16 protein-coding genes and 1 pseudogene are annotated in these 25,605 nt (G+C 73.8%); 10 read left to right on the top strand and 7 right to left on the bottom strand.

Features of this window, described 5'->3' with window-relative positions:
- The first annotated feature begins 45 nt into the window (after positions 1–45).
- Positions 46–1,413 carry a pyridoxal-dependent decarboxylase gene (locus AB0D66_RS12850; RefSeq protein WP_362301030.1) on the top strand — a complete coding sequence of 456 codons (1,368 nt, stop codon included), beginning with the start codon at positions 46–48 and terminating at the stop codon, positions 1,411–1,413.
- A 28-nt stretch (positions 1,414–1,441) separates the two neighbouring features.
- Here the strand turns inward: AB0D66_RS12850 and AB0D66_RS12845 are convergent.
- A pseudogene (locus AB0D66_RS12845) lies at positions 1,442–1,842 on the bottom strand (FAD-dependent monooxygenase); the annotation flags it as partial.
- Positions 1,843–1,849: 7 nt separating this feature from the next.
- Here AB0D66_RS12845 and AB0D66_RS12840 point away from each other — a divergent pair.
- Positions 1,850–2,326: a TetR/AcrR family transcriptional regulator C-terminal domain-containing protein gene (locus tag AB0D66_RS12840; protein WP_362301027.1), complete on the top strand. Its 477-nt coding sequence runs from the start codon at positions 1,850–1,852 to the stop codon at positions 2,324–2,326.
- Positions 2,327–2,336: 10 nt separating this feature from the next.
- Here AB0D66_RS12840 and AB0D66_RS12835 read toward each other — a convergent pair whose 3' ends face one another.
- A complete protein-coding gene (locus tag AB0D66_RS12835) occupies positions 2,337–3,458 on the bottom strand; it encodes a glutamate--cysteine ligase (RefSeq protein WP_362301023.1) in 1,122 nt (373 codons plus the stop codon).
- Between the two features lie 146 nt (positions 3,459–3,604).
- Between AB0D66_RS12835 and AB0D66_RS12830 the strand changes: the two genes are divergently transcribed.
- The gene (locus AB0D66_RS12830) at positions 3,605–4,354 is read left to right on the top strand and encodes a class I SAM-dependent methyltransferase (RefSeq protein ID WP_362301020.1); all 750 of its coding nucleotides are present in this window, start codon (positions 3,605–3,607) and stop codon (positions 4,352–4,354) included.
- Positions 4,355–4,379: 25 nt separating this feature from the next.
- On the opposite strand, the gene AB0D66_RS12825 is transcribed toward AB0D66_RS12830, so the two are convergent.
- Genes AB0D66_RS12825 through AB0D66_RS12810 form a run of 4 tightly spaced genes read right to left on the bottom strand, consistent with a single transcriptional unit; the run spans position 4,380 to position 8,065 of the window.
- A complete protein-coding gene (locus AB0D66_RS12825) occupies positions 4,380–5,009 on the bottom strand; it encodes a hypothetical protein (protein WP_362301016.1) in 630 nt (209 codons plus the stop codon).
- Positions 5,010–5,017: 8 nt separating this feature from the next.
- Positions 5,018–6,709, bottom strand: coding sequence for a carbamoyltransferase N-terminal domain-containing protein (locus AB0D66_RS12820; protein WP_362301014.1), 1,692 nt, complete (start codon positions 6,707–6,709; stop codon positions 5,018–5,020).
- A 20-nt stretch (positions 6,710–6,729) separates the two neighbouring features.
- The gene (locus AB0D66_RS12815; protein WP_362301011.1) at positions 6,730–7,278 is read right to left on the bottom strand and encodes a GNAT family N-acetyltransferase; all 549 of its coding nucleotides are present in this window, start codon (positions 7,276–7,278) and stop codon (positions 6,730–6,732) included.
- Positions 7,271–8,065: an SDR family NAD(P)-dependent oxidoreductase gene (locus tag AB0D66_RS12810; RefSeq protein ID WP_362301008.1), complete on the bottom strand. Its 795-nt coding sequence runs from the start codon at positions 8,063–8,065 to the stop codon at positions 7,271–7,273. Before AB0D66_RS12810 ends, AB0D66_RS12815 begins: the two co-directional genes overlap by 8 nt.
- Before the next feature lie 679 nt (positions 8,066–8,744).
- On the opposite strand from AB0D66_RS12810, the gene AB0D66_RS12805 reads away from it, so the two are divergent.
- Genes AB0D66_RS12805 through AB0D66_RS12785 form a run of 5 tightly spaced genes read left to right on the top strand, consistent with a single transcriptional unit; the run spans position 8,745 to position 15,794 of the window.
- Positions 8,745–9,503, top strand: a complete 759-nt coding sequence (locus AB0D66_RS12805) for an alpha/beta fold hydrolase (RefSeq protein WP_362301006.1) — start codon at positions 8,745–8,747, stop codon at positions 9,501–9,503.
- A 44-nt stretch (positions 9,504–9,547) separates the two neighbouring features.
- Positions 9,548–11,239 carry an ABC transporter ATP-binding protein gene (locus tag AB0D66_RS12800; RefSeq protein WP_362301003.1) on the top strand — a complete coding sequence of 564 codons (1,692 nt, stop codon included), beginning with the start codon at positions 9,548–9,550 and terminating at the stop codon, positions 11,237–11,239.
- Positions 11,240–11,288: 49 nt separating this feature from the next.
- Positions 11,289–13,082, top strand: a complete 1,794-nt coding sequence (locus AB0D66_RS12795) for an ABC transporter ATP-binding protein (protein WP_362301000.1) — start codon at positions 11,289–11,291, stop codon at positions 13,080–13,082.
- Between the two features lie 16 nt (positions 13,083–13,098).
- Positions 13,099–14,193: an ornithine cyclodeaminase family protein gene (locus AB0D66_RS12790; protein ID WP_362300998.1), complete on the top strand. Its 1,095-nt coding sequence runs from the start codon at positions 13,099–13,101 to the stop codon at positions 14,191–14,193.
- Positions 14,190–15,794: an amino acid adenylation domain-containing protein gene (locus AB0D66_RS12785; protein ID WP_362300995.1), complete on the top strand. Its 1,605-nt coding sequence runs from the start codon at positions 14,190–14,192 to the stop codon at positions 15,792–15,794. The genes AB0D66_RS12790 and AB0D66_RS12785 overlap by 4 nt, the downstream gene beginning before the upstream one ends.
- Here AB0D66_RS12785 and AB0D66_RS12780 read toward each other — a convergent pair.
- Positions 15,770–16,606, bottom strand: coding sequence for a putative nonproteinogenic amino acid hydroxylase (locus AB0D66_RS12780; protein WP_362300992.1), 837 nt, complete (start codon positions 16,604–16,606; stop codon positions 15,770–15,772). The two genes, AB0D66_RS12785 and AB0D66_RS12780, sit on opposite strands and share 25 nt — an antisense overlap.
- A gap of 196 nt (positions 16,607–16,802) precedes the next feature.
- On the opposite strand from AB0D66_RS12780, the gene AB0D66_RS12775 reads away from it, so the two are divergent.
- Entirely contained in the window at positions 16,803–23,945 is a 7,143-nt protein-coding gene (locus AB0D66_RS12775) for an amino acid adenylation domain-containing protein (protein WP_362300989.1), read from the top strand.
- Positions 23,935–25,572 (top strand): condensation domain-containing protein, encoded by a 1,638-nt coding sequence (locus AB0D66_RS12770; protein WP_362300986.1) that lies wholly within the window; start codon positions 23,935–23,937, stop codon positions 25,570–25,572. Before AB0D66_RS12775 ends, AB0D66_RS12770 begins: the two co-directional genes overlap by 11 nt.
- Positions 25,573–25,605 lie beyond the last annotated feature (33 nt).

The raw sequence follows: 25,605 nt of genomic DNA, 5'->3' as shown, positions 1-25,605 counted from the left end.
GCCGGTGGCTTGCGGGGCGCCGGCCGCTGCCGCATAGTCCGAGGTATGGACGCGCGCGAGGCAGCGCTCCGACGGGCACACGGCCATGCCGTCCGCTGGCTGGCGAGCCTGCACGACCGCCGGGTTCCCGCCCGCGCCTCGGTCGACGAGATCGTGCGCGCGCTCGGTGACGAACTGCCCGACGCCCCCAGCCCGCCCGCCGACGTCGTGGACCTGCTCGCCGCGGCCTGCGAGCCGGGGCTCACCGCGTTTCCCGGCGGCCGCTTCTACGGCTTCGTGGTCGGGGGCACCGAACCGGCCGCGCTCGCCGCGGACTGGCTGGTCAGCGCCTGGGACCAGAACTGCGTGATGCGCGCCGCCTCGCCCGCGTGCGCGGCGGTGGAGGAGGTGGCCGGCGCGTGGCTGCTGGATCTGCTCGGCCTGCCGGGCACCGGCGCCGTCGGCTTCACCACGGGTGCCACGATGGCCAACTTCACCTGCCTCGCCGCCGGGCGGGACGAGGTGCTGCGGCGCGCCGGCTGGGACGTCCCCCGCGACGGGCTCACCGGCGGCCCGGGCGTCCGCGTCATCGCGGGCGAGGACCGCCACATGGCCGTCGACCTGGCGCTGCGCTACCTGGGGCTCGGCCGGCCCGAGCTGGTGGCGGCGGACGGGCAGGGGCGCATGGACCCGGCGGCCCTGCGCCGCGCCCTGGCGGCCGGCGGGCAGCGCCCGACGCTCGTGGTCCTGCAGGCCGGAGACATCCACTCCGGGGCCTTCGACCCCTTCCCCGAGGCGATCGGTGCCGCGCGCGAGGCGGACGCGTGGGTGCACGTGGACGGCGCCTTCGGACTGTGGGCGGCCGCCTCCCCCAGGTACGCGCACCTGACGGCGGGCTGCGCGGACGCCGACTCCTGGGCGACGGACGCCCACAAAACCCTGAACGTCCCCTACGACTGCGGCCTCGCCCTCGTGCGCGACCCGTCCGCGCTCCGGGCGGCGATGGGGCTGCGCGGCGACTACCTCATCCAGGACGAACAGGGCGACCCGGTCGACAAGGTGCCGGAGCTCTCCCGGCGCGGCAGGGCCTTCACCGTGTGGGCGGCGCTCAGGTCGCTGGGCCGGTCAGGCGTGGCCGGCCTCGTCGAGCGGCTGTGCGGGCACGCCGCCGCGTTCGCCGCCGGCATCGCCGGGACGGACGGCGCGACCGTCCTCAACGAGGTGGTGTTCACCCAGGTCTGCGCCGGGTTCGGCGATGACGAGCGCACGGAACGGGTGCTCGCCCGGCTGCTCGACGACGGCACGGCGTGGATCAGCGGCTCCACCTGGCGCGGGCGGCGCGTCATGCGCATCTCGGTGAGCAACTGGTCGACGACCGACGAGGACGTGGCGCGCGCCCTCACGGCGATCCGGCGGGCGGCCGCCGGCGCCTGAGGCCCGGCCGGCGCGACGCGGCTGCGGCGGGATGGCAGACGGACAGGCCGGTGGGGCGTTCGGCCAGGGCGGGGCCGAACGCCGGCCGGGTGGCGATCAGCCCGTCGAGCAGGGAGCGCAGGGCGAGCCCCTCGGGGGTGAAGGTGGTCATCAGGGCGGTCTGGGCGAGGCTGTGCTCAGCCAACTGGGCCCCGACTGGGCGGCGTTCGCGGTGGTAGGTGTCCAGCAGGCCGTCCGGCGCCCGGCCGTTCGGGGCCGCGGCCGGCTTCCAGCCCAGGCTGTGCGCGTCCTGGATGCCGACGTTCTGCCGACTCTCCCGGCGGGGAAGTGCTGGTGCACGGCGTCGCCCGCCAGCAGCACGCGGCCGCGCCGGTACGCGGCGGCCAGCCGGGTGGCGTTACGGGCCTGGGGCAGGAAGAGGGTGGACGGGAAGGGCGTGTCCAGGTCCCGGACGTCGAGCCGGGTGTCGAGCACGGCGAAGTGGCCGGCCGGGATCCGCAGGCCTTCGGCGAGTAGCGGCCTGCCCGGGGAGCCGGACCCGCGGGTCGGCGAGCCGGTCCGCCGCTACCGCCGCGCCCTGCTCGCCCACCGCGACGGGGCGGCACTGGTCGTGGGCACCTACGCCGCCGAACCGCACACCCTGGCTCTGGCCGAAGCGGTCGTCGGCGCGCTCCTGGACGGCGGCCGGGGCGAGCGGGAGGCCGCCCGGACCACCTGGGCGCTCGTCTACTTCACCCTCGGCCTCACCCAGGAGGAGCAGGCGGCCGAGCGCCAGCCCCTGGGCGGCCGGCCGGCCGACGCGGTCTCCGAGGCGAGCCACCCCGCCGTCCACCGAACCCTCGGCCACATGGCCGCCGGGTCCTTCGACGCGCGCTTCGAGTTCGGGCTGGGCTCGCTCCTCGGCCGGCGCTGAGCCGCGCGGGTCAGGCCTCGCCGACGGTCCTGCGGGCGCAGTGCCGGACGACCGAGGCGAGGTCCCCCTCCGACCGCAGCAGGGCCCGCTGGACGCGCGCCCCGTTGCCGTGCTCCAGGAGGCCGGCGATCCCGGCCCGGACGAGCTCCTCGTCGCCGGAGTCGGCCAGCGCGTCCTCGACGTGCCGGTACAGCGCTTCGAGCGCCTCCTCGGGCGAGGCCTCCCGGAGCGTTTGCGGGTGCAGCAGCGGGCCGTCGAGCCCCGACCGGCCCGCCTGCCAGGACGCGAGCCGGAGCAGGCCGGTGCTGACCCGCGCGGGGGGCTCGCCGGCCTGCCAGGCCCGGGCCGCGGTCTCCACCAGGGCCCGCACGAGGGCGGCGAGCAGGACGGGGGTCGACGCGTCGAGGCACACGTCCGCCACCCTGATCTCCACGGTGGGGTAGGACGCGGACAGCCGTGCGTCGAACCAGAGCATTCCGCGGTCGCGGAGCACCCCCGAGTCCACCATGGCCCGCACTTCCGCGTGGTAGCGGTCCGCGGAGCCGAACACGTCCACTGGGCCCGCCGAGGGCAGCCGGTTCCACACCCGGCTCCGGTAGCTGCCGTAGAGGGTGTCCTCGCCCTGCCAGAACGGCGAGTTCGCGCTGATGGCGGTCAGCACGGGGAGCCAGGGCCTGATGCGGTCCAGTACGCCGACGCCCTCCTCGTCCGACTCGACGGACACGTGCACGTGGCAGCCGCAGGTCAGCTGCTCCTGGGCGGTCATGCCGAACTGCCTCGCCACCCACGCGTAGCGGCGCCCCGGGGACATCGAGGGCCGCACGGCCAGCGGGGAGGTGGCGACGGCGGCCACGGCCGCTCCGGCCACCGCGGCGTGCCGGGCGGCCTCGGCGCGCCACCGGACGATCTCGTCCCGCAGCTCGCCCATCTCCGTCACCGGCTTGGTGGCGAACTCGACCTGCTCCTCCTGGAGCTCCGCCTCGAACGTGTGGCCGCCCTCCTCGCCGTTCTCCGCGCCGTCGGCTCCGGCGGCCCGGTCGGCCGCGGCGAGCACGGCTCCCGCCACCGCCAGCGGCTCCCCGGTGTCCTCGTCCACCAGCAGCAGCTCTTCCTCGACTCCCACGCTTCGCATGCGACCGCCCATCATCATTTCGTCGTCCGTCCCGGCCTACCCGCTCGATCCGGACGCACACGGGGTCACACGGCCATCGGTCGCCCGGTCGGACGCATCGGGGCGTTTCGCGGGACGCGGGACGGCCGGGAAGGCAGGGTGGCGTCATGGACCGCCGACAGATCAGCTCCATCGCCCACACCGACCACCCCGTCGCCGCTCCGCTGAGCGACGGTTCCGTACGCACCCTCCTCGACCGGGCCCGGCCCGGCACCGGCGCCCGGCTGCTCGATCTCGGGTGCGGATCCGGGACGTGGCTGATGCGCGCACTGGCCGCCCGCCCGGACCTGCGCGCCGACGGCGTGGACAGCGACGCGCAGGCCGTCGCCGCCGCCCGCCGCGCCGCCGAGGAGGCGGGGCTCGCCGACCGGATCGCCTTCCACGCACAGGACGCCGCGCAGTTCAGTTCCCCGCACCGGTACGGCCTGGTGCTCAGCATCGGCGCCACGCACGCCTTCGGCGGCCTGCTGCCCACCCTGAAGGCCGCCGACAGCCAGCTCGCCCCGGGCGGCAGCGTCCTGCTCGGCGAGTGCTTCTGGGAACGCGAACCCGGCCGCGAGATCCTCGACGCCGGTTTCGCCGCCGATGACTACGACGACCTCGCGGCGACGGTCGACCACGTCTCGGCCGCCGGCTGGGTGCCGCTCCACGGGCACGTCAGCACCCTCCAGGAGTGGGACGACTACGAGTGGTCCTGGACCGGGTCGCTCTCCCGCTGGGCCCTCGACCATCCGGAGCACCCGGACCACGCCCAGGCCCTCGAGGCCGCGGCCGCGCACCGCGCGGCATGGCTCCACGGCTACCGGGGCACCCTCGGCTTCGTCACCCTCCTCCTGCGCCGCGCGAACCGAACCTAGGTTCGGTCCGCGCGGTGCGGCCGCGTCAGAGGCGGTGGAGATGCCGCAGCACGGCGTGCGGCACGGCCATGTCGACGACGGCGGCGGACGCCGGGCCCGCCCCGGCGGCTTCGGCCGGCAGCACCAGCGCGGCATCGAGCGCCGACGCGAGAGCGGTGGCGGCCGATGCCGCGGCGAGGTGGCGGATGCCGCCGTCCGCGCCGTACCCGATGCTCGACACCACCGGAATGCGGCCGCTGTCGAGGAACACGCGGAGCACCCCCGGATCGACCCGCACCTCCTGTCCCTCGCCGACCTCCAGCGTGCGGCCGTCCTCACCCGTGAGGCCGACCGCCAGCGTGGTGTGCTCGTTGAGGCTCTGCACGAGCCGCCGCTGTACGGAGCCGGCGACATGGGTGCGCAGCGCCGCCGGGCCGTCGTCCAGCCAGGCCGGGAGGTGCGGGCCGCCGTCGTGCACCAGGACGGTCCTCACCCCGCTGTACCGCAGGAAGCCGATGTCGCCGCAGAACGCGTGCCGCAGCCCGTCGTCGGCGAGCACGGGGTGCCCGGCCACCACGACCACGGTCCGGCCGTGCAGCTCCCTGATCCGGGGCAGGACGGCGACGAGCGATGCGGCCACGTCCCGGGCGGTGCCGGGGTGTGCTTCCGGTGCCACGCCTCGGCTCAGCCGTCGGTCCGCTGGTACAGCGTCCCGTCGCTCCAGATCCGGGCGACCCTGCCCCACTCGGCGGCGGAGGCCACGTCGGGGAAGAAGCCGTGCCCGTTGAGGTTGGCGCTGGTGTTGCACAGCACGGGGACGCCGCTGAGCCGCCGGTAGGCGGTCAGCACGGCGAAGAGCAGGTCGTCGTCCGCCGGGCCGACCGTCTGCAGGCGCGCGGTGCCGTCCAGGTGGATGACCGCGGGGATCCGGTCCACCCACGGCGCCCGGACCTCGTGGTCGAAGAGCATGTGCGGGTCCGGAGTGCCGGGAGCGAAGATCTCCGGTGCGTCGGCCTCGAGGCAGATGGGGGCGACGGGCCGGTAGGGCTCGCGGTCCTTCACCCGGTTCAGCTCGTCCTTCATCGACGCGCTGACGGGCGCCGCCAGGATGCTGCGGCCGCCGAGTGCGCGGGGGCCGAGTTCGGCCCGCCCGTGCAGGACCACCACGGGCTCTCCGGTCTCGTGGAGGATCGCGGCGAGCTCCTCCGGAGCGCAGGCCGACGCCGACCAGCCGGCCGGCAGCTCGGGGGACGGCGTCAGCGCCGGGCCCAGCCTCGGGTTCCACGCGAGCGGTGCCAGACCGCCCTGCTGCGCCAGGCCCAGGACGGCCGCTCCGATGGCGGAGCCGGAGTCGTTGGGGAACGGCGGGACCCACACGTCGCGGAAGTCCGGCGCTTCGCGCAGCGCGCTGTTCCACTTGATGTTGAGCGCGCAGCCGCCGGCGAAGCACAGGTTCCACGGGCCCTCGCCCTTGGCGGCGCGGACCTTGGCGGTGATCCGCTCGACCAGAAGGCCCTCGAAGAAGGCGTGCACGCTCGCCAGGACGTCCTCGTCGCTGATCCCGTTCTGCGACACCCGGGCGCGGACGGCGGAGAAGAACTCGTGGATGGGGGGCACGGACGGCTCGAAGAGGCTGCCGTACCCGCCGACCGTCGCGCGGTACTCCACGGCGGCCGGCTCATCGCTCTCGAAGACCCGGTGGAACTCCTCCCGCAGGACCGCGACGACGCTCTCGTCCACCCGGCCCAGCGCGATGTACGCCATGAGCTTGCCGGCGACCGAGAGGTCGTCGACCGTGGGCGACTGGACGGTCTTGCGGAAGGGCCCGAAGTGGTGTCCCGCGATGGCGTACGCGTGGCCGATCAGGGGGAAGAGCTCGCCCAGGTTCTCCACGCCGTCGCGCGGGTCCGCCCAGTAGAGGCGGGGGAAGAGACCGCCGTCCCAGACCAGGACGAAGGAGCCCTCGCCGCGCTCGGCGAAGGGGCTGGACGCGTAGGCGCTCGCCACGTGGCCGGCCGCGTGCGGGTAGCTGGTGTACGGGTAGCTGCCGCCGTCCATCGGGAAGGTGCCCGAGACGCTCGGCGCGTCCAGCTTCGGGCAGGCCGCCGACTCCCGGTACGGGCCGACCACGACCTCCGCGGGCGCCCCCCGGTCGAGGAGGGCCACCGTTCCGGAGACGTCTCCGTCCCAGCCGTCGATGACCCACTGGTCGACGTCGTCCGGCTTGTAGCCGAAGTCGGAGAGGACTCCGGGGATCAGGCTGAAGTCGGCGACGGTGCTGTAGCGCAGGCCGTTCCCCAGCTTCTCCATCTCCACACTGAACACGAGACGGTCGCCGTCGAGCAGGGCGACGGCACCGTCATGTGTGAGTTTCAAGCCGCAGATTATCAACTGGGTCACTCCTTGGTCTGCTTGAGTCGGCACGCGGGCGTGCTTCGGTTTCCGGACTGCTCGGAGGTGAGCCTCAACCGGTAGAGGGTGGATTTTCGGCCCGGACGGAAAAGAGTGCGCCATTCCTCACGGGTCTCGCTCGCCGGGACTTCCGTGAAGCCGAGCTTCCCGAACCATTCCCCGCCGTGCCGGGTCAGGGCCAGCAGAGAGCTGTAGCCCAGTTCTCTGGCGGTGCTCTCGGCGATACCGACCAGGTCCTGGCCGATTCCCCGGCCCTGCCGGTCGGCCGCGATGCAGAGGTTGTAGACGACGAGGCCGTTCCCGGCCGGCGCCACCCCGGCGCAGCCGACCAGCCGATCCCCTTCGCAGGCGACCACGAAGTCCTGTGCCACGGCCGCGAGTTCGACCAGCGGGCGAGCGACCAGCAGGCCCTGTTCGACGAACGGGGCGGAGAGCAGCGCGATCTGCTCCGCGTCCTCGGGGCGCGCGGGTCTGGCGACGAGCACGTCCGGCGCGCTCCCGCTCCGGGGGGCGGTCAGCACGGACTCACGCACCCTGCGCACCACCCGGCGGGGCGGGCGGGCTGCCGGCGAAGCCCAGCCCGAAGTGCTGCTCGACCGGCATGAGTTCGATCATGTTGACGTTGACGCGGGCAGGCTGCGAGAGACACCAGGCCACCGCCTCGGCCACGTCCTCGGCGGTGAGCGGCTCGATGTCCCGGTAGAGGGCATCGGCGGACTCCTCGTCCCCGTCGTAGCGGACCTTGGCGAACTCCGTCCTCGCCATGCCCGGGGCCACACAGCTCACCCTGACGCCGGTCCCCTGGAGGTCGACGCGCATGTTCAGGGACAGCTGGTGGACGAACGCCTTGGTGGCGGCGTAGACGTTCCCGCCCATGTACGGGTAGTTCGCCGCGATCGAGCCGATGTTCACCACGTGTCCGGAGCCGCGCGAGACGAGCCGGGGAAGCACGAGGCCGCTGAGGTTCAGCAGGCCGGTGATGTTGGTGTCGATCATTTCGCGCCAGGAGTCGTCGCTGCCCGACTGGAGGGGGCCGAACCCCCGTGAGAGACCTGCGTTGTTGACGAGCACTGAGATGTCGCGGAACTCCGCCGGCAGCTCGTCGAGGGCCAGGGCCAGCCCTTCCCGGTCGCGCACGTCGGCGACCAGCGGCAGGATCGCCCCTGTGGTGTCCTCGTCCGCCAAGAGCTTCAGACGGTCCGCTCTGCGCGCCAGCGCCACCACGGAGTAGCCCTGCCGGCACAAGACCTGGGCAATTCTCCTGCCGAATCCCGATGACGCACCCGAGACCATGGCTACGCCGCGCTTTTCCTGCGCCATGCACACCCCCTCGGCCCCGTTGCGCTGTATCGCCACGAAACCTTCACGCGTTCATCCCACACCCCCGTCAGGGGCGGGGTTCTGGACACCTGCTGCGGCGGCATTGGGATCTCCTCGCACGCCGACCGGCCAGAGGTACGCCTCAATACGTCGAAACACCCTGGCCGACAAGGCTCCAGGTCGACCGACCTCTTACCCGTAAATTCCTCGCCAGTGAATCACGGGCCGAAACGGTGATCGAGCTTTCTCCGTGCGCCTTCCAGCCGACCGGAAGCGGAACTCGAGGCAGACTCGACCGGACTCATAAACCATGGGGGCGGAAAAGCCCGTGGAGAGGCCCGCCGTGACGCGGACGACGGCAGGGAGAGGCGCAATTCATCCGTTGACATTCCAAGTCCATTCCGTGATAGGAATGTTGGCAACTAGGCAGGGGTCGTGTATCTCGAATCGAGTTCCCACTCGAGGGTCAGTACATGACGGCCGCTCCGCCGAATCCTCATACCGCGTCCACCGTTGAAGCCGTTCCGGCCGCCGGGCACGGACCGTTCGCGACGACCGCTGAACGCCACCTTCGACTGACAAGGGAAACAGTGTGCCTCCATTCAGAAGCGTCCCGTTCGCGCGGCCTTCCTAGGCCGGCCGCAGACGACCTGCGGGGGCGGCTGTGAACGGGGCGGCCGTGACGCCGGGGCCCCTCGTGGAGTGGGACCCGCCGCACACCGCCAAGGCGCTCCTGGTGTGCCTGCCCCACGCGGGTTCCGGCGCCTTTCAGTTCCGCCCCTGGCAGGAGCTGCTCGGCCCGGACGTGGCGCTGCTGGCCGTACAGCTGCCGGGCCGCGAGAGCCGGTGGCGCGAGGAGCCCGCGACCGGCATGGCGCAGGTGCTCGACGAGCTGGCGCCGGCGCTGGCCGCCCGGCTCGACCTGCCCTACGCCGTGTTCGGCCACAGCATGGGCGCCCTGGTGGGCTACGAACTCGCCCGCGCCATGGGCCGGGAGCACGGCCGGTGGCCCCTCGGGTTCGTCGCCTCGGCCTGCCGGGCCCCCGACGACCAGGGCGAGCCCGACGGCTCACTGCGGCTGACCGACCAGGAACTCGTCGCCGAACTGGTCGCGGACGGAGCCGTGCCCGCCGCCCTGGCCGCCAACAGCCGCCTGGCCGCGGCGGTGGCGCGGCCCCTGCGCGGCGACATCGCCCTCTGCGACTCCTACGCGCCGCCCGGCGAGGACCCGCTCCTGCCCTGTCCGGTCGGCGCCTGGCGCGGGCAGGACGACGCCGGAGTGACCGACGAGCACATCCGCAAGTGGCCCGCCTGGTCCGCCGGCGCCGCCACCGTGCGGACCTTCCCCGGAGACCACTTCTACCACCACGCCGATCCACGCCGCGTGACCGCCGAGCTGAGGGCGTTCGTCCTCGGCCTGCTCGCGCCGCACAGCTGACCGGGGACGCCCACTCGCGCCCCCCGACCCCGAAGGAATTCGCATTGCCACGCAACGATCCGCTGCCCGAGCTGGGAGATCCGGACCTCCGATCGCCCCGGCACTATCTTCGATGGCTGATCGGCAGGCAGTCGAGCACGCTGTTCCTCGGGGTGGTGTGGGGCTGCCTGTGGATGGCCAGCATGGGCCTGACCCCCTTCGCCATCGGCCGGGCCATCGACGCCATGGCCCAGAAGGACACCGACCTGCTGCTGGTCTGGACCGGCGTCATCGTCGGGCTCGCCCTGGTGACCACCGCCGGCAGCGTCCTGCGCCACCGCTGTGACACGATCGGCCGGCTCAAGGCCAACTACCTGACGTTCCGCCTCGTGGCCGCGCAGGCGGCGCGCCTGGGCGCGACCCTGCCCAAGCGGATCTCCGCCGGCGAGGTCGTGGCCGTCGGCACGGCCGACATCACCCGCATCGGCGCCCTGCCCGGGGCGCTCGCCCGCGGCATCGGCAGCGTGGTCACCGTGGTGCTCGTGGCCATCGTGCTGCTCTCCACCTCGGTCACCCTCGGCCTGCTCGTCCTCATCGGCGTGCCCGTCCTCCTCGCGGGTACGGGCCCGCTGCTCAGCCCGCTGCACAAGCGGATCGGCAGCTACCGGGACCTGCAGGGCGACTTGACCAACCGGGCCGGCGACATCGTGTCCGGTCTGCGCGTCCTGCGCGGCATCGGCGGCGAGGCCGCCTTCGGCGAGCGCTACCGCAAGGACTCGCAGCGTCTGCGGGAAGCGGGCGTCCACGTGGCGAAGGTGGAGTCGGTGCTGCCCGCCGCCGAGGTGCTGCTCCCCGGCATCTTCGTGGTGGCGGTCGTCTGGATCGGTGCCCGCCTCGCGGTCGGAGGCAGCCTTTCCGCCGGTGAGCTCGTCGCGGCCTACGGCTACGCCGCGTTCCTCATGCTGCCGATGCGCACGGCGACTTCGGCGGTCCAGTCGTTCGTCGGCGCCGATGTGGCGGCGCAGCGCGTCGTGCGGGTGCTGGCCCTCGAGCCCGACGCCGGCTCGGACGCCCCGCGGGCCGACCTCGCCGAGGCGCCCGGCCTGTACGACGCGGACTCGGGGCTGCGGGTCCGCCCGGGCCTGATGACCGCGATCGCCGCCGCCACTGCGGAGGAGGGCGCCGAGATCGCCGAACGGCTCGGGCGCTACGCCCCGGGCCAGGTGACCGTCGGCGACGTACCCCTGGACTCGCTGCCGCTGGACCAGGTGCGCGAGCTCGTCATGGTCACCCGCAACGACGACGCCCTCTTCTCCGGTGTCCTCGCCGACGACCTCGGCGGACGCTCGGACCAGGTGCGGGCCCAGGCCCTGCACGACGCCAACGCGCAGGACATCGTCGACGCCCTGCCGGACGGCCTGGACACCGTCGTCACCGAAGGGGGCTCGTCCTTCTCCGGCGGCCAGCAGCAGCGCCTGCGGCTCGCTCGCGCGCTGGCGGCGCGGCCTCAGGTCCTCGTCCTGGTGGATCCGACCAGTGCCGTGGACGCGCACACCGAATCGGTGATCGCCGAGCGGCTCCACACGTCCCGGGCCGAGCTCACGACCGTGGTCGTGACCAACAGCCCGCTGCTGCTCGACCAGGCCGACGAGGTCGCCTTCGTGGAGGACGGCAAGGTCGTCGTGACCGGTACGCACCGGGAGCTCGCCACCGGTGCGTCCGTGTACGCCGCCGCCGTCATGCGGGAGGAGACGTGACCGTCACCGTCCCCCGCCCTTCCGACAGCCGCCTTCAGAGGAGTGCCCAGTGAGTCTTCCGGTAGCCGACGCGAAGACGGTCCGCCGTCACGTACGGGGCCTGGTGCGCAGCCATACCGGCCTGCTGACCCGCACCGTGCTGTGGTTCGTCCTCGCCACGGTCTGCGGTCTGGTCGTGCCCGCCCTGCTGGGCCGCCTGGTCGGGGAGGTGGAGAAGGGCATCACCGCCGACCAGGTGGACATCACCGTGGCGATGATCGCCGGACTCCTCCTGCTCCAGGGCGTGTTCACCCGCACGGCCCGCCTCCAGGGGGCCCGGCTCGGTGAGCTGGTCCTGGCCGACATCCGCGAGGGGTTCATCCGGCGGGTCCTGACCCTGCCGCTGCGCACGGTGGAGAAGGCCGGGGCCGGCGACCTGCTGACGCGCAGCACCCGCGACGTGGACTCGCTGTCCAACGCCGTGCGCATGGGCGCGCCGTCGATCCTGGTGGCGAGCCTGTCGGTGGGGCTGACGCTGGTGGCGCTGGTCGTGACCAGCCCGATCATGGTCCTGCCGTGCCTCATCGCCGTCCCGCTCATCGTCTGGTCGACCCGCTGGTACCTCACCCGTGCCCGGGAGGCCTACCTGGCCGAGGCGGCCACCTACTCCGACCTCGCCCAGGGCCTGTCCGAGACGGTGACCGGCGCCCGCACCGTGGAGGCGCTGCACCGGTCCGGCCCGCGCATCCGCCGCACCGACGAGGACGTCGTACGGGCCAACGGCGCGGAGCGGCGCACGCTGTTCCTGCGCAGCGTCTGGTTCCCGCTGATGGACTTCGGCTACGTGCTGCCGGTCGCCGCCACGCTGCTGTTCGGCGGCCTGTTCTACATCGAGGGATGGGTGAGCCTCGCCGAGGTGACCGCCGCGACCCTCTACACCCGGGCCGTGATCGACCCGCTGGACGAACTCCTCGGCTGGCTGGACGAGTTGCAGGTCGGCGACGCCTCGCTGGCCCGCCTGATCGGCGTCGAGGCCGAGGCCGGCCCCGAGCACAACTCCGACCGGCGCCCCGAGGGCGACCGGCTGGCCGCGAAGGGCGTCGCCTACGCCTACCGGACCGGTCACGACGTGATCGAGGACGTCAGCCTCAGCGTCGGAGCCGGCGAGCGCATCGCCATCGTCGGCCCCTCGGGGGCCGGCAAGTCGACCCTGGGCCGCATCCTCGCGGGGATCCACGAGCCGCGCACGGGATCGATGACGCTGGGCGGAGTGCCGGTCCACGAACTGCCGTTGGAAGAACTGCGCCGGCACGTCGCACTGGTGACGCAGGAACACCACGTGTTCCTCGGGACCGTGCGCGAGAACGTGGCGCTGGCCGCGCCGGACGCCACGGACGAGCAGGTGACGGCGGCCCTGGCGGCCGTGGCCGCCGAGGACTGGGTCCGGGCCCTGCCCGACGGTCTCGACACCGAGCTGGGCACCGAGGAGAACCCGGTGTCCCCCGGCCAGGCCCAGCAACTCGCCCTGGCCCGGCTCGTCCTGGCCGACCCGCACACGCTGGTGCTCGACGAGGCCACCTCGCTGCTCGACCCGCGGGCCGCCCGCGACCTCGAGCGTTCGCTCGCCGGAGTGCTGCGCGGGCGCACCGTCATCGCCATCGCCCACCGGCTGCACACCGCCCACGACGCGGACCGCGTGGTCGTGATGGAGGCCGGCCGCATCACCGAGCAGGGAGCTCATGACGAGCTCGTCTCGGCGGGCGGCGCGTACGCCGGGCTGTGGGAGTCCTGGCACGGGCGCGGCGCCTCGACCGCGTCGAAATCCCCTGTTCCTTCACCTTCTTCGGACCAGCCCGCACACTGAGCGCCAGGAGAGACCCTTGCACGCCGAGCGCACGCTCATAGTCGACGCCGAAGCCATCGCCACCATCGTCTCGAAGGTGGGGCTGGGGCAACTCTACGATCTGACGATCGCCCGTCTGGAATCCGTTCTCGCCACCGGCAGCGACGCACCGGTGGAGATGAAGCAGCGGGACGGCTTCCTCATCGAGACCCCCCATCTGGGCCTGCTGGAGTGGATGCCCGCGCTCCGGCACGGCGCCACCGTGTCCATGAAGATGGTCGGCTACAACCCGCACAACCCGGCCAAGAACCAGCTGCCCACCATCCTGTCCACCCTGTGCGCCTTCGACGCGGACAGCGGCCACCTGCGGACCGTCATCGACGGGACCTTCGCCACCGCCGTCCGCACCGGCGCGGCGTCCGCGCTGGCCAGCCGGGTGCTGGCCCGCCCGGACTCCGCGGTCCTCGGCCTCGTGGGCTGCGGGGCGCAGGCCGTGACCCAGCTGCACGCCCTGTCCCGGGTCTTCTCCTTCTCCGAGATCCTGGTGTGCGACGAGGACGTACGGGCGGAGAACTCCTTCGCGGCCAGGTCCCGGCTGCCCGAGGGGGCCGTACGGATCGCCCCGCTGGCGGAGGTGGAGGAGCGGGCCGACGTCCTGTGCACCGCCACGTCGGTCGCGCCGTACGCGGGCCCGGTCATCCGGGGCACCAACCTCAAGCCCTGGGTGCACGTCAACACCATCGGCTCCGACATGCCGGGCAAGACCGAGCTGCCGCTGGAGCTGCTGCGCAACGCCGTCGTCGTCCCCGACCACGTGGCGCAGGCGCGGGCCGAGGGCGACTGCCAGCAGCTCGCCCCCGAGGAGATCGGGCCCTCGCTGGCCGAGGTCCTGCTGGACCCGGACGCCCACCGCAGGCTGTCCCCGGTCCGCACCGTCTACGACTCCACGGGCCTGGCGCTCCAAGACCTCGTCATGGTCGAGGTGTTCGAGGAGCTCGCCCGCGACCTCGGTGTCGGTCACCGCATCGCCGTCGAGGCGACCGCCGACGACCCGCAGGACCCGTACTCCTTCCTGCCGGAGCCGGTCACCCGGTCCTGGGAGGAACAGGGACGGGCGGGGGCACGGCGATGACCGCGCCGACCGCTCCCCCGGGGCACGCCGGGCCGGTGGTGGACACCGGCGTGTCCTCGGTCCTGGAGCTGATCGACCGCGAGGTGGCCGCGCACCCGGGGGCCCCCGCGGTGCGCGAGCCCGGCCGGGAGGTGACGTACGCGGAACTCGACCGGCTCGCGGACACCGTCGCCGGCCGGCTCGGGCGCGAGTTCGGCATCGGGCGCGGCGACACCGTGCTCATCGCGGCGCGGGCGGGAGCCGACTTCACCGCGGCGCTCCTGGGCACGCTGCGCGCCGGAGCCGCCTATCTCCCGGTGGACACCACGTACCCGCCCGAGCGGATCGAGCAGATCCTGCGGGCGAGCAGCGCGGCGCTGCTGGTCCTGGCCGATCCCGCGGCGCTGGACACCGGCGCCCCGGGGGTGCGGTCGACCTCTCTGGCAGGTCTGGTGGCCCCGGATCCGGCAGGCGTCGGGGCGCCGGCGGTCCGCCGGGCGCCGGCGCCGGAGGATCCCGCGTACGTCATCTTCTCCTCCGGATCCACCGGCAACCCCAAGGGCATCGTCCAGACCCACCGCTGCCTGGCCAACTTCATCTCCTGGCAGGTGGACGGCTCCGGGCTCGGGCGCGGGCGGCGGGTCCTCCAGGTGGCTCCGCTGACCTTCGACGTGTCGGTCCAGGAGATGTTCTACACGCTCGCCTCGGGCGGGTGCCTGTACGTGCCGGAGTCCCATGTGCGGCGCGATCCGCGGGACCTGGTCGACTTCGTCGTCGACGAGCGCATCGAGGTCGTGGACTTCCCGCAGTCGCTCATCGACGTGGTCATGGCGCTGCCGGTGAACTTCGAGCACGCCCCGGACCTGCGCCACATCATCAGCGCGGGTGAGACGGTCCGGGTCACGGAGGCCCTGGAGGGGCTGCTGACGCGCCGTCCGGAGCTCACGCTGCACAACCACTACGGGCCGGCCGAGAACCACATGGTGGCCGCCCACTCGATGAGCGCGGGGGCCGGCAATCTCGAACCGAGGCCGCCGGTCGGGTCACTGGTGTGGAACACGTACGTCTACGTGCTGGACGAGCACGGCGTGCCGGTGCCCGACGGGGAGGTCGGGGAGGTGTACATCGGCGGTGCGGGCGTGGCCCTCGGGTACACCGACCCCGAGCTGAGCCGCACCGCGTTCGTGCCCGACCCGTTCCGTCCGGGCGAGCGGCTGTACCGCACCCGGGACCGGGGGGTGTGGCGGGCGGCCGACCGGACGCTCCAGCTGCTCGGCCGGATGGACGACCTGATCAAGATCCGGGGCAATGCCGTGGAGCCCCGCGAGGTGGAGGCGCGCCTCGCGGACTTCGCCGGGGTCAAGGACGCCGCGGCCTTCGCGGTGGCGCGGGCCGACGGGGCGGTGGAGCTGCACGCTGCTCTCACCGGCGATCCGCCGCCGGCCCCGGAACTGCGCCGGGCGCTGCTCGCGGTCCTGCCCGACTACATGGTGCCGGTGCGCTGGTGGCTGGTGGACGGTCTGCCCGTCTCACCCAACGGCAAGCTCGACCGCAAGGCGCTGCCCGGCCACGGGGCGCGGCCCCTGTCCCTGGTGCCTCACCAGTCGAACGCCTCGCGGTAGCCGCGCTTCTCGATGCAGTACGTCCGAAACGCCTCGGCCTTCGCGACCAGTGCGGCGTCCCCGGTGCGCACGGCGGCTTCGACGAACCAGTCGAACGCCGCCGTCGCATCGGCCTGGCGGGTGAAGTGGACCGCGGCGAACTTCCGGAAGGAGGCGCGCAGGTTGTCGGCGTTCATATCGGCCGCGGAGGAGAGCAGCTCCGCCATGTCGGCGTCCGAGACCGGAGGACGCGAAATGATGCGGACGGGCAGCTCCGAGGGGATCGGGTTCTTGATTTCGATCGGGGCTTCGGCGTCCGAGAAATCAAGGCAGAGAGACAGCCTGGCGAGCGGTGAGACGCTGCGGGCCGAGTGCGGGACGGTGGTGTGGATTTTCCATACCTCACCACGCCGGAGGTGATAGACGATGTCGTTCTCGGAATGCAGGGAATCCTCGTCGGTACGGAGGGGTATCTGAAGCCTCGTACCCGGCTCGGAGAATTCTAGAAAATCGACGTGTGGCGCGAGAATTCCGTCACTGAGGCCGAATACGCGTACCCACTGAAGCCTTTCGAGGGGGAAGTTGTCGGTGACCAGAGACATGATTCCGGGAAGCTTCCTGCCCAGGTCAGTCAGGGTGAGCTGACCCTCGTAGGGGCGGAAGGCGGTGTCCTGTCCGCTGCCTCCGGAGTTTGCGAGGACATGCGCGGACCAGTACCCGAAGGAGAATGCGTCGTACTCACCCCCGGCATCGTTGGAATCGATGACCGCAAGATCTTCGGCAAGGTCGTAGGAATCGATCGGAAGCGTGGCGAGCCTTTGCGATTTGAGCATGCGAGATCCCGTCGGTTGAGAAATGAGCCGTGGCGCCGGGCGCCGGTGATCGGCAAGCATAACGATCGGAGGAAGAGAGGGCAATGGCCGCCTGTGGGCATCGATTCATGTTTGACAAGACCCATTTCCCTTGCACAGGATCTTGGGTGCCGTCATGTTCTTCAGAACCATCGAAGGTATTGGGTGAGCGTACAAAATGCTGAGTGACAATGCCCTGAGTGAATCCTGGCTCGCCCGGTTGGCGGCCGGCGGCGCCGTTCCGTTCCTGGACGTCGTGTCCCCGGACGGGCACGCGCCGGAGATCGCCTTGGACCCGGCGGTCACCGAGCGGCTGGACGCCCTGTCCGGCGGCGACGCGACCGGCCTCCTGCTGCTCACCGTCGCCGCCGCCCGCCTCGCCCTGGCCGCGCTCGACGGGGAACCCCGGCACGTGGTCCTGGTGCCGGTGCCCGTCCCGCCGCCCGGGGCGGACACCGGCGCCGACGCGGACGGAACCCCGCGCGAGCTGGCGCTCTGCGCTCCCCTCGACCGCGAGGCACCGGCCTCGGCCTTCCTGACGGCGCTGCACGCCGAACTCGAATCCGCCCTGCCCCTCGCCTGGCCCGACCGGGAGGCGGTCGCCTCCCGCCTGCACCTCGCCGGCGTGCCGGCGGGCCGTGCGCTCGGCCGGCTCGGCGTCGTGTGCGAGGAGGCGGGCGGCAAGCTGCTGGAGCCCGTCGGGCTGTGCCTGACCCTGCGCCGGGCCGGCGGCCGGCTGACCCTGGCCGCCGAGTCGGACGCCGAGCTTCCGGTGGCTGCGGCCGCCCTGCTGCGCTGCACGGCGGCCGCCCTCGCGGAACTCGCCCGCTCCCCTCGGCAGCCGGTCACGGAGCTGGACGTGCTCGGTCCCGCACAGCGCGCCGAACTGGAGCGGTGGTCGGGCCTGCCCGTCGTGGCGGAGTTCGCCGACGCGACCCTCACCGGCATCGTCGACGACGCCGCGGACCGCTTTGCGGACCGCGAGGCGGTGTCCGACGGAACCGTGGTCTGGAGCCACCGGGAGCTGGCGCTGCGCTCGTCGCGCGCCGCGCGCTCGCTCGCCCGCGACCACGGGGTGAAGCCGGGCGACCGGGTCGCCCTGCTGCTGCCCAAAAGCCCCGAACTGGTGCTGGCGGTACTGGCGGTGCTGCGGGCGGGCGCCTCGATGGTCCCCCTCGACCCCTCGCACCCGACGGAGCGCGTCGCCCGCCAGCTGCGCCTGAGCGGGGCCGTCTGCGTCATCTCCGCGGCGGAGGAACTGCCCGGGCGGATCGCCCTGCCGGTGGTGTCCCCCGCATCCCTGTCCGCCGCCGACGGCCCGGGAACGCCCGGCGGAGCCGCAACGCCCGGCGGCGGAACGGCCGGAGCCGCAACGCCCGGCAGCGGAACGGCCGGAGCCGGAACGCCCGGCGGAGCCGCAACGCCCGGCGGACCGGGTCCCGACGACGAGGCCATCCTCTTCTTCACCTCCGGGTCGACCGGCCTGCCCCGCCCGGTGGCGCTCACCCACCGTCAGCTCGCCCACAAGACCCTCGCCTCGGGCCGGCTCCTCGGTTTCGACGAGGACATCCGCTGCGCCCTGCTGTCGGCCGTGACCTCCGACGCCCTGACCTACCAGATCTTCACCACCCTCGCCGCGGGCGGCTGCGTGGCGGTCATGGAGTCCCCCCAGACCCTCTCGCCCGCCGAGTTCTGGGCCGCCACGCGGCGCCTGCGCGTCAACGTCGTCAACTGCGTGCCCTCCCTGCTCGCCGTGATGGCCGAAGGGCTGCCCGCCGGCGCCGCCGAAGACGTGCGCATCTGCCTGCTGGGCGGCGACGAGATCCCGGCCGGGCTCCTGCCCCGGCTGGCGGACCGGCTGCGCGTGGGCACCTTCGGCAACCTGTACGGACCCACCGAGGCCACCATCGAGGCGACCACCTTCACCTGCCCCGGATCGGACTTCCCGGCGCTGACCACCGTCCCGGTGGGCAGGCCCACCGAGGGCTTCGGCGTGCTGCTGCTCACCCCCCACGGGGACCACGCACCGCCCGGCATACCCGGCGAGATCCACGTACTCGGCCCCGGCGTGGCCCGCGGCTACGCCGACGACGAACCCACCGGCCCGGGACGGTTCTGCGAGCTCCCCGCGCACCCCGGCGTCCGGGTGTTCCGGACCGGCGACTTCGGCCGCTGGAACCCCGAGGGCGAGCTGGTCTTCCTCGGCCGCCGCGACAACCAGATCCAGATCCACGGCAACCGGGTCGAGCTCGGCGAGGTGGAGGCCTCCCTCAGCTCCGTCCCGGGCGTCGTCGCCGCGACCGTCCTCCCCTTCACGGCTCCCTCGGGACCGCCGTCCGTCGTGGCCGTCTACACCTCTGACCAGGCTCTCGAGCCGGCCGACGTACGCCGCCGGCTGGAGCTGCGCCTGCCCGGCTACATGGTCCCGGGCCGCATCCTGCGCCTCGACGCGCTGCCCGTCACCCTGCACGGCAAGATCGACCGCGCGGCCATCCTCGCCCATGTGGCGAGCCTGGACGGGCAGGTCTGGCAGCCCGACGACGAAGCCGGCCGCACCGCCGCCCGGATCTGGGCCGAGGTGCTCGGCGCCGCGCCGCGCGCCGGGGACGAGGACCTCTTCGCCGCGGGCGGCCACAGCCTCACCGCCGCCGTCCTCGCGGGCCGGCTCGGCGCGGCGGCCGGCGGCGGCGTGATCACCGTCCGCGACGTGTTCGCCGCCCGCACTCCCGAAGGGCTCGGCGCGCTGCTGCGCCGCGCCGCGGCCGACGGGCGCGCGGAGCCGGCCGCCCGCACACCGTGGCCGCAGACCCCGGACCCGGTGCCCGCGAGCAACGCCCAGCGCCGGATGTGGTTCCTCGAACAGTACGAGGACGGGGAAGTGCGCCCGTACAACATGGTGGAGGCCTTCCGGCTGCCCGGCTCCCCCGGGGCGGCCGAGGTGGCGGACGCCCTGGAGCGGACGGTGCGCAGGCACCAGGCCCTGCGCACCGTGTTCCGCGCCGACCCCGACGGCCTGCGCCAGATCGTGCTGGCACCCGAACGGGCCCGGCCCGCACTGCGGGTGCACCGGACGGATCCCGAGGACGCCGCCGGCCTGCTGCGGCGCATCGCCGACGCGGAGCAGCGCCACGTGTTCGACCCGGCCGAGGGCCCCCTGCTGCGCGCCCACTGGCTCGTCGAGGACGGGCGCCCCGGCGGCACGCTCCTGCTGTCCGTCCATCACAGCGTCTGCGACGGCTGGTCGTTCGCGGTGATCCTGCGCGACCTCCAGCGGTTCCTGGACGGCAGGGAGCAGGTCCCGGCGCCCACGCAGTACGGCGCGTACGCGCTCGGCGAGCGGTCCCGCGAGGACGACGCGCGGAGCGGCGCGTTCTGGCGGGGCGTCCTGGACGGCGCGCCGAGCGTCGACCTCCCGCTCGACCGGCCCCGCCCGACGGAGCGCGGTTCGGCGGCGGGCACGGTCCGCCTCACGCTCGGCGAGGACACGACCCGGTCCGTGCAGGAGCTGTGCCGACGGCTCGGCACCACCTCGTTCACGGCGATGGTGGCCGCCGTCCGCGTCCTGCTGCTGCGCTGGAGCGGGGCCGGCGACATCGTGCTCGGTACGGTCGTCTCGGGCCGGGACCGCCCCGAACTGGCCGACTCCGTGGGGCTGTTCGTCAACACCGTGGCGCTGCGCACCCCGATCGCGCCGGAGCTCTCCTTCACCGATGTGGTCGCGGCGGCGGCGGAGCACGCGCGGGAGGTCCGCGCCCACGAGGAGTACCCCTTCGAGAGCCTCGTGGAGGCCCTGGGCCGCGAACGGGTCGCCGGACGCAATCCGCTCTTCGACGTGCTGGTCGAGGCCACCGTCTCCGGTACGGACCCGCTGGGCACCGAGGAGGGCCCGGCGGCCGAGCACATCCGCCTGGACAGCGGCGCGGAGGGGTTCGACCTCGTCTTCGGCTTCGGCGAACCCGGCCCGGACCGTCCGATCGAGGTGGCGGTCACCTACCGCGAGGACGTCCTGGACGCGGGGACCGCGGAGCGGCTCGCCGACCAGCTGGACCACCTCCTGACCGCGCTGGCGGACGCCCCCGAGGCCCCCGTCTCCGCCGCCCCCCTGCTGCCCGGCGCACAGCGCGCCGCGCTCCTCGCGGCCGGCACCGGCGAGAGCCCCTCGGCCGCGGACACCGCGGCCACCCTCCTCGACCTCGTCGCCGCGCAGGTGCGGCGCGCGCCCGAGGACCAGGCGGTCGTCTGCGGCGACCGCGTCCTGACCTACCGCGCGCTGGACCGCCGGGCCGATGCGCTGGCCGCCCGGATCGCGGCGGCAGCGCCGACCGGCCCCGACCGCGTGGTCGCGGTGCTGTGCGAGCGCTCCGAGTGGATGCCGGTCGCGCTGCTCGCCGTCCTCAAGACCGGTTCGGCGTTCCTCCCCCTCGACCCGGAGCAGTCTGCGGCCCGGCTGGCGCGGGTGCTCCGCGACAGCGGCGCGGTCGCCGCCGTCACCTCGGGGGACTTCACGCGGACCACGGCCGCCGAAGGCCTGCCCACGGTGACCGTCGGCGACGCGCCCGAGGCCGCCGCGGACCGGGAGGAGCCGGCGCCGCAGCACCCCGCCGGCCCCGCCGACCTCGCCTACGTGGTGTACACCTCCGGCTCCACCGGAACGCCCAAGGGCGTCATGGTGGAGCACCGCGGCATCGTCAACTCCGTCCGGTTCCGCATCGCCTACTACGGCCTCGACGCCGGCGGGGCGGTCCTCCAGGTCGATCCGATCCACGCCGACGCCGGCATCGCCGACGTGTTCAGCGCGCTCGCCTCGGGCGCGCCCATGGTGATCGTCACCCGGGAGCAGCTGCTCACGCCGGAAGACGTGGCCGCGGTCATGCGCCGGCACCCGATCCGGCACGTGCTGATCGTGCCGAGCCTCTACCAGATGCTGCTCGACGAGGTCGGCCCGGCGTTCCGCGACGTGCGCGAGGTCGTGCTCGGCGGGGAGCGGGTCACCCGGGCGCTCACCGCGCGGCATGCCGAACTCCTCCCCGGGGTGCGGCTGTTCAACGAGTACGGACCGGCCGAGGACAGCGTGGTCACGACCGTGGAGCCGGTGGACACCACGGGCGCCGCCGGCACGGGGCCCGGGACGGTTTCCGGCGACGCCTCGATCGGCCGCCCGCTGCCCGGCAAGTGGGTGGACCTGCTCGACGAGCGGGGCTCGCTGGTGCCGCTGGGAGCACCGGGCGAACTGTGCATCGGAGGGGCGGGCCTGGCCCGCGGCTACCTCGGCGACCCCGACCTGACCTCCGCCCGCTTCGTGGCCAGCCGGGTCCGCCCGGGCGAGCGCATGTACCGCACCGGCGACCTGGCCCGCCGGCTGGCCGACGGGCGCCTGGAGTACCTGGGCCGGGCCGACGACCAGCTCAAGATCCGGGGCAACCGGGTCGAGCCGAACGAGGTGGCCGCGGTCCTCGCCGAGGCCCCCGGTCTGCGCAACGCCGCCGTACTCCCGACGACCGGCGCCGAACCGCGGCTGGTCGCCTACGTGGTCGGTGAGGCGGACACGGCGGCCCTGCGCCGGCACCTCGCGGCGCGGCTGCCCGCCTACATGATGCCCGCGGCCTTCGTCCGCCTGCCCGCCCTCCCGGTGGCCGCGGGCGGCAAACTCGACCGCCGGGCGCTGCCCGCGCCCGACGAGGCACTGGCCGCCGCCGAATCCCCCGCCGCCGCACGGCCGTTCACCCCGGCGGAACAGCACGTCGCCGACGTGTGGACGCAGGTTCTGGAGCGCCCCGTCACCGACCCGGACGCGAACCTGTTCGAGCTGGGCGGCCACAGTCTGACCGCCGCGCGCATCGCGCACGCCCTGCACGTCAACGTGCGCACCGTCTACACCTTCCAGACCGTGGCCACGCTCAGCACGGCGCTGGAGGAGCAGTCGGCGAAGGCCGCGGCGGAGCGGGACCCGGCCGCGGCGGCCGACTCGGAGAGCGGGTTCCTGCCGCTGTCCCGGGCGCAGCGCCGCGTCTGGCTGACCTCGCGATGGGCGGGTTCGGACACCTTCCTCATCTCCGACCTCGTACGGCTGGGCCGGCGGATCGATCCCGGCGCGCTGCGCACCGCCCTCGAAGCCGTCGTCGAACGCCAGGACATGCTGCGCGCGCAGGTCCTGCCGCGGGGAACGGACGCGGAGCTGACCGTGCTGGACCAACTGCCGGACGGTGTACCGCTGGTCGTCGTGGACCTGCCCGGCGCGGACCCCTCGGGGCCGGAGGTCGCGGCCGCGCTGCACGACGCCCGACGGGTCAGCTTCGCCCTCGACAGGGCGCCGCTGTTCGAACTGCGCCTGCTCACCGGGCCCGTCGGCGGTGATCTGCTCACGGTCACCGCACACCACCTGATCTACGACGGCGCGAGCGTCGACGTACTGCTGCAGGACCTGTTCACCGCCTACGAGCGGGCCCTCACGGGCGAACCGCCCCGGCTGCCCCGGCTCCCGTACACCTACCAGGAGTGGGTCCGCGAGGAGCAGGAGTGGCTGGCCGGGCCCGAGGCGGCGCGCCAGGTGGAGTTCTGGCGCGCACGCCTGCGCGGCGTCCCGGTCGGACCCGACCCCGTGGACCCGGCCCGCCGCCGGGGCCGCCGGGGCCGCACCGCGGTGGTCCACCGGTCCCTCCCCGCGGCCGTGCTCCACGGCGTCCCCGCGACCCCGTTCGCGCAGGTGGTGACCGCCTTCGCCGTCACGGTGAACCAGCGCACGCGGGCCGCCGACCTCGTCGTCGGCTTCGCCGCGAGCCTGCGCCACCGTCCCGAAGCCGACGACCTGATCGGCTACTTGGCCAACGCGGTGCCCCTCCGGGTCACGCTGGAGGACGCGGTGACCCCGGGCGAACTGCTGCCCCGGGTCCAGATCGGGATCCTGGAGGCCTACGAGAACTCCCGGTTGCCGTTCGACGTGCTCGCCGAGCGGCTGGCGCTGCGCGCGGCGCCCGGCCGCAGCCTGCTCCTCGACCTCGGTGTGAGCTGGGAGAACGCGGGCCTGGGCGCCGAGAGCCACGTGGTCGAGGACCTGCTGGTGGACGATCTGCCCGCCACCAGCGACCTGTGGCTGTACGCCCGCGTCAAGGGCGACACCCTGCACCTCGACCTCACCTACGACGACCGCCTGCTCGACGGGGCGGAGGCCGCCGGCTACGCCGACCACGTCGCCGCGGTGCTGAGCGGCCTGGCCACCGGCCACTTCGCGGCGCCCCCCGGCCTTCCGTCACCGACCGTGCCCCCGACCCCGGAGCCGTCCGCACCCGGCTCTGTTTGGAGCGAAACACACTATGACTTCTGACACCGCCCTCAGGCACCGGGCGCCCCTGGCCGGACCCGGCCTGACGCAGCGGCTGTGCGAGCTGTTCGCCACGGCGCTGGAACTGGACGACGTCACGCCGGACACCGACTTCTTCGTCGCCGGCGGTCACAGCCTGTCCGCGCTGGACCTCGCCGTGGCCGTGGAAGGGGTCTTCGGCGTACGGGTCCGCGTACGGGACGTCTTCGACGCCGCCACGCCCACGCTGCTCGCGGCCCGGCTCGCCGAACTCGCCCCCGGCGCCGGGGAACCGGCCGAAGCCGCCGAGCCCGCCGCCCCGCGCCCCCGGCCCGCCGCCGCGCTGCCGGGAGCCGAGGTCGCCGAGGCCACGCGCTGGCTGTGGCTCGAACGCCAGCGCGGGGACGGCGACTCCGGGGCCTACACGGTGCCCTGCCTGCTGGAGGGCGAGGGCGCCGTGGACGCCGGACGGCTGGGGGCGGCACTGGCCGGCCTGGCCCGGCGCCACCCGGCGCTGCGGACCGTCTTCGTCGAGGCCCAGGGCGAGCCCCGGGCGCTGGTCACCGACGACGTCCCGCCGTTGGAGGTCGTCGACCTGCGCGGGGACGAGACGGGCGATACCCGGTTCGACTCCCTGGTGGACGAGCGCCTCACCGTGCCGTTCGATCCGTCGACCGGCCCGCTCGTGCGGACCACCCTGTTCCTGCGCGACGACACCCGGTGGTCGCTCCTGCTGCTCGCGGACCACCTCGTCTGCGACGGCCGCAGCCTGGAGATCCTCGCCACGCAGCTCGTGGCGGCCTACCCGGACCCGGCTGCCGGCCGCCCGGCGCAGGACCGGCCCGCCCACCGCCCGACCGGTCAGGAGGCCTCGCTCGACCACTGGCGCCGCGTGCTCCTCCCCCCGCCGGCGCCGTTGCCCCTGCCGGTGAGCGGTCCGCGGACGCGGCGGGCCGGCAGCGCCACCGGCATGGCCGTGCGGGAGATCGTCCCGGACCTGGTGCGGCGGCTGACGGACCTGGGCAGGCGGCACCACGCGGGCGCGTTCGTACCGCTGGCCGCCGCCGTCGCCCGTACGCTCGCGGGGATCACGGGCGGCACGGACATCTGTGTGGGCACCCCCGTGGACCGGCGGGCCCGGCTCGGCGCGAACGACGCCGTCGGCTTCCACGTCGCGACCGTCCCGCTGCGGCTGGAGGTCCGGGACGAAGCCGCGCCGGACGACCTCGTCCGGCAGGTGGCGCAGCGCACGGTGGACGCGGTGGACCACAGCGACGTCGCCTTCGACACCCTGGTGGCGGCGCTCGCACCGCCGCGCTCCCCCGGACGGCCGCCGTTCTTCGACGTATGGGTGGCCCTGTACCCCCGCATCGACACCGGCCCGTGCGCGCCGGGCGGCATCGCCCTGCGCGGCGGGCCGATACCCCAGCGCGTCGGCATGTTCGAGCTGTCCTTCCAGTTCGTGGAGCAGGCGGACGGCATGCGGTTGTGGCTCCAGTACGACACCGCCCGCTACGCCGCGGACACCGCGGAGCGGATCGCCGGGCGGCTCGGCGACGAACTGGCCCGCCTCCTGCGGGACCCCGAGGAGCCCCGACCCGAAGCGGCGCCGGCGAGGCGGGCCTTCGGCGGCTTCCGGTTCGACGCCTGACCCGATCTACAGCCCCTGCACATGAGGAGACGA

The sequence above is a fragment of the Streptomyces sp. NPDC048270 genome, assembly GCF_040652335.1.
In the GTDB taxonomy this organism is placed as follows: Bacteria; Actinomycetota; Actinomycetes; order Streptomycetales; family Streptomycetaceae; genus Streptomyces.
The sequence above is the reverse complement of the archived record's forward strand: the minus strand, read 5'-3'. Positions and strand labels throughout refer to the sequence as shown.